Below are 7,898 nucleotides of genomic sequence, written 5' to 3'. Positions count from 1 at the left end.
TCGCGTTAGTGAAGTTTCTATTGACAGTTTCCAATGATCGAAGGCGGAATAATCCTTATGAAATAGCGCGTCTGGCGCATTTAGCTGAAGTCGTGGAGTTTAACGAGCCTGGCGGTATGATGGATCATTACGCTACTGCCCTCGGGGATGTACTTTTCATGGATTTTCGGGATAAAGTTACAGTTGAACGCCTGGAGCACGGAATGGGAACATTTGTGCTCGGAGACTCACAAGAGCCGAAAGACACGAAGGAAATTTTGCATCGTGTGAAAGGCGGTATTTTGGAGATGCTGGAGTTTCTGCAAATTGATATTGGCGAAGATCTGTGGTATCTCTATTTTTCAGAAATTAGCAATAAAATCACGGAATTTCCACCAGATCAGGTGGAGCTTCTCAAAGGCGCGTTGTACAATCGTGATTTGACGGATGTGGCACACCAAATTTTTTCAGATGGCTTTATGGAAGATGAAAAATTGGGCAAATTGTTGACGCGTTGCCACAAAATTCTGAAAGACCAACTCAAAATTTCTACGCCAAAATTAGATGCGATGATTGATGCCGGAATAGCAGCAGGCGCGCTGGGAGGGAAATTGAACGGCTCAGGCGGTGGAGGGTGCATGTTCGTTTACGCCCCACACAATCCGGAACAAGTGGCACACGCAATTGAAAAAGTTGGAGGAAAAGCATTTGTCGTTGAAGTGGATGAGGGAGTCAAAACAGAGATGATTGTGACGGAATAAAAAATAAGAGATGACCACTATTATCAGGATTTTATTTTTCGGAAAAATTTTTCATGAAAAAAATCTTACGCGACATTTTAATCAAACCTGCCGGGCCTGACTGCAATTTGCGTTGTGAATACTGTTTTTATTTACAAAAAGGAGAAATGTTCGGCGGCCATCGCCAGCATCGCATGAGCGACGAAGTACTGGAAGAACTTGTGCGCCAGATGATGTCGCAGACGAGTGATACCGCTGTTTTCAACTGGCAGGGCGGCGAACCGACTTTGATGGGGCTGGAATTTTTTGAGAAAGCGATCGAATTTCAAAAAAAATATGGCAGGCAGCAGGCCGTCGGCAATACGATTCAAACGAATGGCACGCTGATCGATGAAAATTGGGCTCAATTTCTCAGAGAATATAAATTTTTGATTGGGCTTTCTCTCGACGGTCCCGAACATGTGCATGATCATTATCGAAAAACTGGGATCGGCAAGGGTACGTTTGCAAAAGTAATTAATTCTGCGAAACTCCTGCTCGATGCCGGTTGTGAAGTGAACGCTCTCAGCGTTGTGAATGATTATTCGGTAAATTTCCCCGAGGAAATTTTCAATTTTCTGCGCGATATCGGTTTAAATTACATGCAATTCATTCCTGCTATTGAACCTCATGCTATTGATCCGAAAAAAGTGGCGCCTTTCACTGTGCCGCCTAAGAAATACGGAGAGTTTCTCTGTGTAATTTTTGATCTCTGGATGAATAGTTTCGTCGATGGCATGCCCACGACTTCAGTGCGTTTTTTTGAATCGGCGCTTTACAGTTACGTGGATTTGAATCCGCCGGAGTGCAGTCTCATGCCCGAATGCGGCGTTTACGTTGTCGTTGAGCACAACGGCGACGTTTATTCCTGCGATTTTTTTGTCGATCCGCAATGGAAATTGGGCAATATCATGCAGCATTCCCTCACAGAAATGCTCAACTCTCCGCGGCAGACAGAATTCGGCCGCCTAAAGAAGAACCTGACGAATGAATGCAAAAATTGCCCCTGGCTGCGCCATTGTTGGGGGGGATGCACCAAAAATCGTTTGAACAATCCGGAAAATCAGAATCTGGATTATTTGTGTTCTGCCTACAAAACTTTTTTTTCTTACGCGGACGACCGTTTGAAAAAAATGGCGGATGAATGGAAGCAAAAGCAGGGTGCTGAACAGGCGGCGATCCGGCAGAAGATTCGTCAGATGGTTGCCGAGGGAAAACTTGTGGTTGGCAGGAACGATCCCTGCCCCTGTGGTAGCGGGAAAAAATTTAAAAAATGTTGTGGAATGTCTGGGTGAATTTTTTGTACTTTAATGATTCTTTGCAAATTACCAAATTTATCAATCAAATCTTGGAGGGTTAATAGCAAATGATTTTACACATTTCTTGGATTGACTGGTTGATTATTGCACTCTACTTTGCTTTTGTGCTGGGAATTGGTGTTTATCTTAAGCGTTTTACCGGAACAGGGGAGGACTTCTTCCTCGCCGGGCGCCGCAACAGCTCCTGGGTGGCTGGTCTTGCGTTTTTAAGCGCCAATATGGGCGCCCTGGAACTTCTCGGGATGACCGGTAACACCTTCAAATATGGAATGTTTGTCGCTCATTTTTACTGGGTGGGCGCTATTCCGGCAATGTTGTTTCTGGCAATTTACATGATGCCTTTTTACTACAGCAGTAAAATCCATTCCGTTCCTGGCTATCTCAAATTAAGATTTGATGAAAAAACACGAGTCTTAAACGCAATCGCTTTTGCTTTTATGACGCTGCTCATGTCCGGAATCAATCTCTATGCCATGGCGCTTGTGCTGCGCACTTTTTTGGGCTGGCATTGGGACGTCTCGATGTGGGTTTCGGCGGTAACGGTTGCCGGTTATGTGGCATTGGGAGGGCTTCTTTCCGCTATTTTTACCGAAATTGTCCAATTTTTCTTGATTTGGTTTGGCTTATTTTTGGTGACGATTTTAGGCGTTGTGGAGATTGGCGGCTGGCATCAAGTTTTTAGCAGACTCGAACCAGCAATGAACGCCCTCTGGTCAACTTCTGCCAACGCCGGAAGTAATGGAATGCACGTCACCTGGATGGGAATTATTTTAGGCCTGGGTTTTGTGCTATCTTTCGGTTACTGGACTACAGACTTTCTGGTTGTGCAGCGCGCTTTTTCCTCCAAAGACTTGAGATCAGCGCGCATGACGCCAATTGTTGCCTCTTTCTTTAAAATGGCATTGCCGTTTATCGTGATTTTTGCTGGTTTAATCGCATTGATACTTTCCCGTGATCCGAATGCTCATTTTTCTTTGCTACAAGAAGGCGGAAGAATTAATTATGACTCTGCATTACCGATGTTAATCGCCAGATATTATCCGCAAGGACTGATTGGTCTCGGCGTGACTGCGTTGTTAGCCGGATTTATGGCCGGTCAGGCGGGAAATATTAGCGCGTTTAACACTGTGTGGACCTACGATATTTACAAATCCGTTATCAACAAAAACGCTTCAGATTCACATTATGTCTGGATGGGGAGAGTCGCTACAATTGCCGGCGTCGTAATCAGTGTAGGCACTGCTTACTGGGCAAAGGCCGCTCCTTCAATTATGGACTACATGCAGGCGATTTTTTCCTGGGTAAATGCACCGTTGTTTGCGACGATGCTATTAGGTATGTTCATCGTCTGGATCACTCCGAGTGGCGCTTTTTGGGGATTATTGGCCGGAATGGGCTCTTCTTTTTCCATGTTTTTGGCAGTAAAACTGGGATGGATTTCTGCCACTTTGCTCACTCTTTCCGATAATGCCAGCGATATGGCAGCAAATTTCTGGCGCGCCTGGTGGGCGTGGTTGATTTGCTTTATTGTAACTATTGTTGTTAGTCTATTTACCAAACGAAAACCTCGCGATGAACTTATCGGGCTGATCAAAGGATTGACAACTATTGAAAAAGAGAAAAATTTGCCATTTTATAAAAAGCCGGAAGCAATGGCTGTCATCGTCATTGTTATTTTTGTGCTGTTAAATATCTATTTTTGGTAAAAATAAACAGAACGTAGCGAAATGGTTATAGAGGAGATTTTTTCATGGTTGATAAAAAAATGCTTTCCATCTGGTTCTTTGTGGGACTCATGTTGACAATTTTGGGAGTTATTATCACTTCAACGGGAGTCTATTACATTTTTTATCCTCAAACAAGAACCGCTCTCCACGAATTAAACCCAAATTTGTGGTGGGGATTGATTATACTAGTTGCGGGAATTATTTTCTTTGTTTTTTCAATTATTCATTACCGATCTGAAAATTAGAGAAAGGTAGTTTGCGATTTTCAAAAAAGAGGTTTATTTGCTAACATGCCTAAATTAGATGAAGTAAAAAAGTGGCTCCATCTCTCTGAGACAAAAAACTTATTCAAAAAAATCTATGGCCTCAAACAAGAGGAAGAGGGAATCAGCAAGCAGATTAAACGATATCAATTATTGGTCGAAAAATTTCAGCTAAATTTCCCTCAAAATGATGTTCATATTTTCAGTACGCCGGGCAGGACTGAAATTGGCGGCAATCACACCGACCATAATCACGGACGGGTTTTGGCTGCCAGTGTAGATTTGGATTCCATTGCCGTCGCCGCTAAAAATAACGAAGATATTGTTAGGCTCTATTCGGAATCTTATGCGAATCCGTTTGTGGTCGAGCTCGATGATCTCAAAGCAAGAAATAGCGAGAAAGGAACGACGGCAGCTTTGATCCGAGGAATTGCAGCTCATTTGCAGGAATACGACGGTAAAATCGGTGGATTCAATGCGGTTATGACCAGCGATGTGTTGGTCGGGTCCGGACTCAGTTCTTCCGCTTCTGTCGAAGTTCTCATGGGGACTATTTTCAATTATTTGTACAATGAAAACAAAATTTCGCCGATCCAAATAGCGCAAATCGGGCAATTTGCAGAAAATGAATATTTTGGCAAACCGTGCGGATTGATGGATCAAATCGCCTGCGCTTCCGGCGGGATTGTCGCTATTGACTTCGAGAATCCGGCGAACCCAAAAGTTGAGAAGGTCGATTTTGATTTTGAAAAATTTGATTATTCTTTGCTGGTTGTTGACACGGGAGGCAATCATGCTGATTTGACGGAGCATTACAGCGCAATTCCCGCGGAGATGAAAAAGGTCGCTCAATTTTTAGGCAAAGAAACTGCTCGGGAATTGGTCTTGAGCGAATTTATCGAAAATTTGCCAAAAATACGCCAAAAAGCCGGCGATCGCGCCGCACTGCGAGTTTTTCATTTTCTCAAAGAAAACGATCGTGTGCTTCAGCAAATGAATTCTTTGAAGAATGGAGACTTACCACAATTTTTGCGTTACGTGGCGCAATCAGGTAATTCCTCGAACAAATGGCTGCAAAACAGCTACCCCACAAATAATCCTCAAGAGCAGGGAGTCAATCTCGCGCTTGCTTTGAGCGAAGATTTTATTGAAAAAACCGGTGAAGGTGCCTGCCGCGTACACGGTGGTGGATTTGCCGGCACTATTCAGGTTTTTCTGCCGATGAAAAGAGTTGTGGATTATCAAAATTTGATGATCCCCATTTTTGGTGAAAATTGCGTCAAGCCGTTGAAAATACGTTCCGTTGGCGCGATCTGTGTATCAGCTTTTGTATAAAAAACTCAAAAACGAAAAACAAGGAGCTGGACGATGGTTTTTGTTTTCTGGGATTGGGTCGTTGTAGGTCTGTATTTTCTCGTTTTAATGGGATTGGCATTGTGGGTAATTAGACAGAAACATGACTCGCCAACGGATTATTTTCTCGCCGGACGCCATGTGGGCTGGTTTGTCATCGGTGCTTCAATTTTTGCATCAAATATCGGTTCCGAACATATCGTCGGATTGGCTGGTACGGCGGCGAAAACCGGTGTTGTCATGGGGCATTACGAATTGCATTCCTGGCTGGTTTTGCTTTTGGGCTGGGTTTTTGTCCCGTTTTACATGCGCAGCAAAGTTTTCACTATGCCGGAATTTTTGGAACTGCGCTATTCCCCCAAAGCGCGCTGGTTTCTGTCGCTGATCACCCTTGTGGGCTATATTCTGACAAAGGTGTCCGTCACTGTGTACGCCGGAGCTGTGGTTTTTCAAACACTGATGGGAATAGATTTTTGGACCGGCGCGCTCATCGTCATCGTTCTCACCGGAATTTACACTATTGTCGGCGGTTTGCGTGCTGTTGTTTATACTGAAGCATTGCAAACTATTATCCTGATTGCCGGATCAGTTACGGTCACACTGATTGGTTTGGCGAAAATCGGTGGCTGGCATAATTTATACGCCATTGCCGGAAGCCAGCATTTTGATCTTTTTCTCCCGGCGAGCGATCCTGAATTTCCCTGGCCCGGGATGGTTTTCGCGCCGCCAATTGTTGGTTTGTGGTATTGGTGCACAGACCAGTACATTGTTCAGAGAACGCTTGCCGCACGAGACGAGACACAAGCGCGTCGCGGTACGATCTTCGCCGCTTTTTTGAAATTATTGCCTTTTTTCATTTTTATGATTCCGGGAATCATTGCCTATGCGCTGGCAAAATCAGGCAGCCTTGATCTTCCGTCTGCTGATCAAGCTTTTCCCACGTTGGTGAAAACTTTGCTTCCTGTGGGCTTTCGCGGATTAGTCGCTGGCGGATTATTGGCGGCGCTGATGAGTTCTCTGGCGGCTGTTTTTAATTCATCTTCGACTTTGTTCACAATGGATATTTATAAAAAGCTCAAGCCTAAAACTTCAGAAAAGAATCTCGTGCGCGTGGGGAGAATTGCGACAGGCGTGGTGGTAATTTCCGGAATTTTATGGATCCCGTTCATGAAATACATTTCCGGCGAATTGTACCATTATTTGCAAAGCGTGCAGGCATACATTGCGCCTCCCATTGCTGCGGTCTTTTTCTTCGGGCTATTTATGAAACGAATTAATGCCAAAGGCGCTCTCACTGCTCTGATCGGCGGCTTTGGTGTTGGAATGTTGCGGTTGATTGCGGAATTGAATAAGACGGCACTGGCTGACGTCGGTGGTTTCCTCTATTCTTTTGCTTCGGTAAATTTTCTTTATTTTGCAATTTATCTTTTTGTCGGATGTAGTCTGGCGATGATTATTGTCAGCTATCTCACTGCACCACCGGCATTGGAACAGATCAAAGGGCTCACTTATGCGACAACCGTGGCGGCTGACAGGAAAGCTTCCCGAGCGAGCTGGAATTGGATGGACGTGGCGCTTTCTGTCGTTGTTGTGATCGTCATTGCCCTTATTTTGATGTATTTCACTGGTTAGTGTGATTTATTGATAAATTTTGCCAGATATTGCCTCAAATTGATGGTAGTAAGAATATTTTGCCAATTGAATTTGGGGCATTTTTATTTTTGTGAAAAAACCTAAAATTTGGCTTGACTATAATTTTAATAATTAATATATTTATAAAAATTGTACAACTATAATTCATTGAAAAATAAAGATCGAAAACCTTTAAGAAAATGGTAAATTATAAAGGGTTAGCCTCATATTGTCAGGAATGCGGCCTCTGCGAAGCAAATAAATATGTCGAGCCTCAAAAGCCTGCCGAAGATGAACTCATCGACATTATCGTCAATGAAGTTGTCGAATCCATTACCGGGAAAAAAATTGAAACAAAACCGGAGTCAAAATATCCGCTCATCCCTCTGGGCGTTTCCAATCATCATGTTCACATTACCCCGGAAACATTTCGTTATCTCTTTGGCGAAGATGCAGAATTAGAAAAATATCGGGATTTGTATCAGGAAGGTGAGTTTGCTGCAAAACAGACAGTGACAATCATCGGCAGCAAAATGAGAGCGATTCAGAATGTTCGTATTTTAGGACCCATGCGCGAGTATGATCAAGTGGAATTGTCACTCACGGATGCGGTGCAATTGGGAATAAATCCGCCGGTTCGCAATTCCAGAGATTTAAAAGGCGCGGCGCCTCTGACTTTGGTGGGTCCTAAAAGATCGATTTTTTTACCAGAGTGCGCTATTATCGCCAATCGCCACGTTCACATGCCCGGAGATGTAGCTGCCCAATTCGGCGTGAAGAACGGAGATTTTATCCGCGTCCGCATCGGAGGTGCCAAAGCAACAGTTTTTGAAAATGTATTGGTCA

The 7,898-nt window shown here is 43.9% G+C and carries 7 protein-coding genes; all 7 read left to right on the top strand.

What is annotated here, in order from left to right; all coding sequences use genetic code 11:
* The coding region (locus GXO74_03810) for a GHMP kinase (GenBank protein NOZ60786.1) at positions 1-740 on the top strand (740 nt) is incomplete at its 5' end.
* A 53-nt stretch (positions 741-793) separates the two neighbouring features.
* Positions 794-2,053 carry an anaerobic sulfatase maturase gene (locus tag GXO74_03805; protein ID NOZ60785.1) on the top strand — a complete coding sequence of 420 codons (1,260 nt, stop codon included), beginning with the start codon at positions 794-796 and terminating at the stop codon, positions 2,051-2,053.
* 71 nt (positions 2,054-2,124) lie between these two features.
* A complete protein-coding gene (locus tag GXO74_03800) occupies positions 2,125-3,783 on the top strand; it encodes a sodium:solute symporter family protein (protein NOZ60784.1) in 1,659 nt (552 codons plus the stop codon).
* Positions 3,784-3,827: 44 nt separating this feature from the next.
* Positions 3,828-4,049, top strand: coding sequence for a hypothetical protein (locus tag GXO74_03795; protein ID NOZ60783.1), 222 nt, complete (start codon positions 3,828-3,830; stop codon positions 4,047-4,049).
* Positions 4,050-4,094: 45 nt separating this feature from the next.
* Positions 4,095-5,402: a galactokinase gene (locus GXO74_03790; GenBank protein ID NOZ60782.1), complete on the top strand. Its 1,308-nt coding sequence runs from the start codon at positions 4,095-4,097 to the stop codon at positions 5,400-5,402.
* A gap of 33 nt (positions 5,403-5,435) precedes the next feature.
* On the top strand, positions 5,436-7,052 hold the full coding sequence (locus GXO74_03785; GenBank protein NOZ60781.1) for a sodium/solute symporter: 1,617 nt from the start codon (positions 5,436-5,438) through the stop codon (positions 7,050-7,052).
* Between the two features lie 200 nt (positions 7,053-7,252).
* Positions 7,253-7,898, top strand: a 646-nt coding sequence (locus GXO74_03780) for a hypothetical protein (GenBank protein ID NOZ60780.1), incomplete at its 3' end; no start/stop codon positions are given.

The sequence above is a fragment of the Calditrichota bacterium genome, from assembly GCA_013152715.1.
Classification (GTDB): domain Bacteria; phylum Zhuqueibacterota; class Zhuqueibacteria; order Thermofontimicrobiales; family Thermofontimicrobiaceae; genus 4484-87.
Note: the sequence above shows the minus strand (reverse complement) of the source record. Positions and strands in the feature narration are given on the sequence as shown.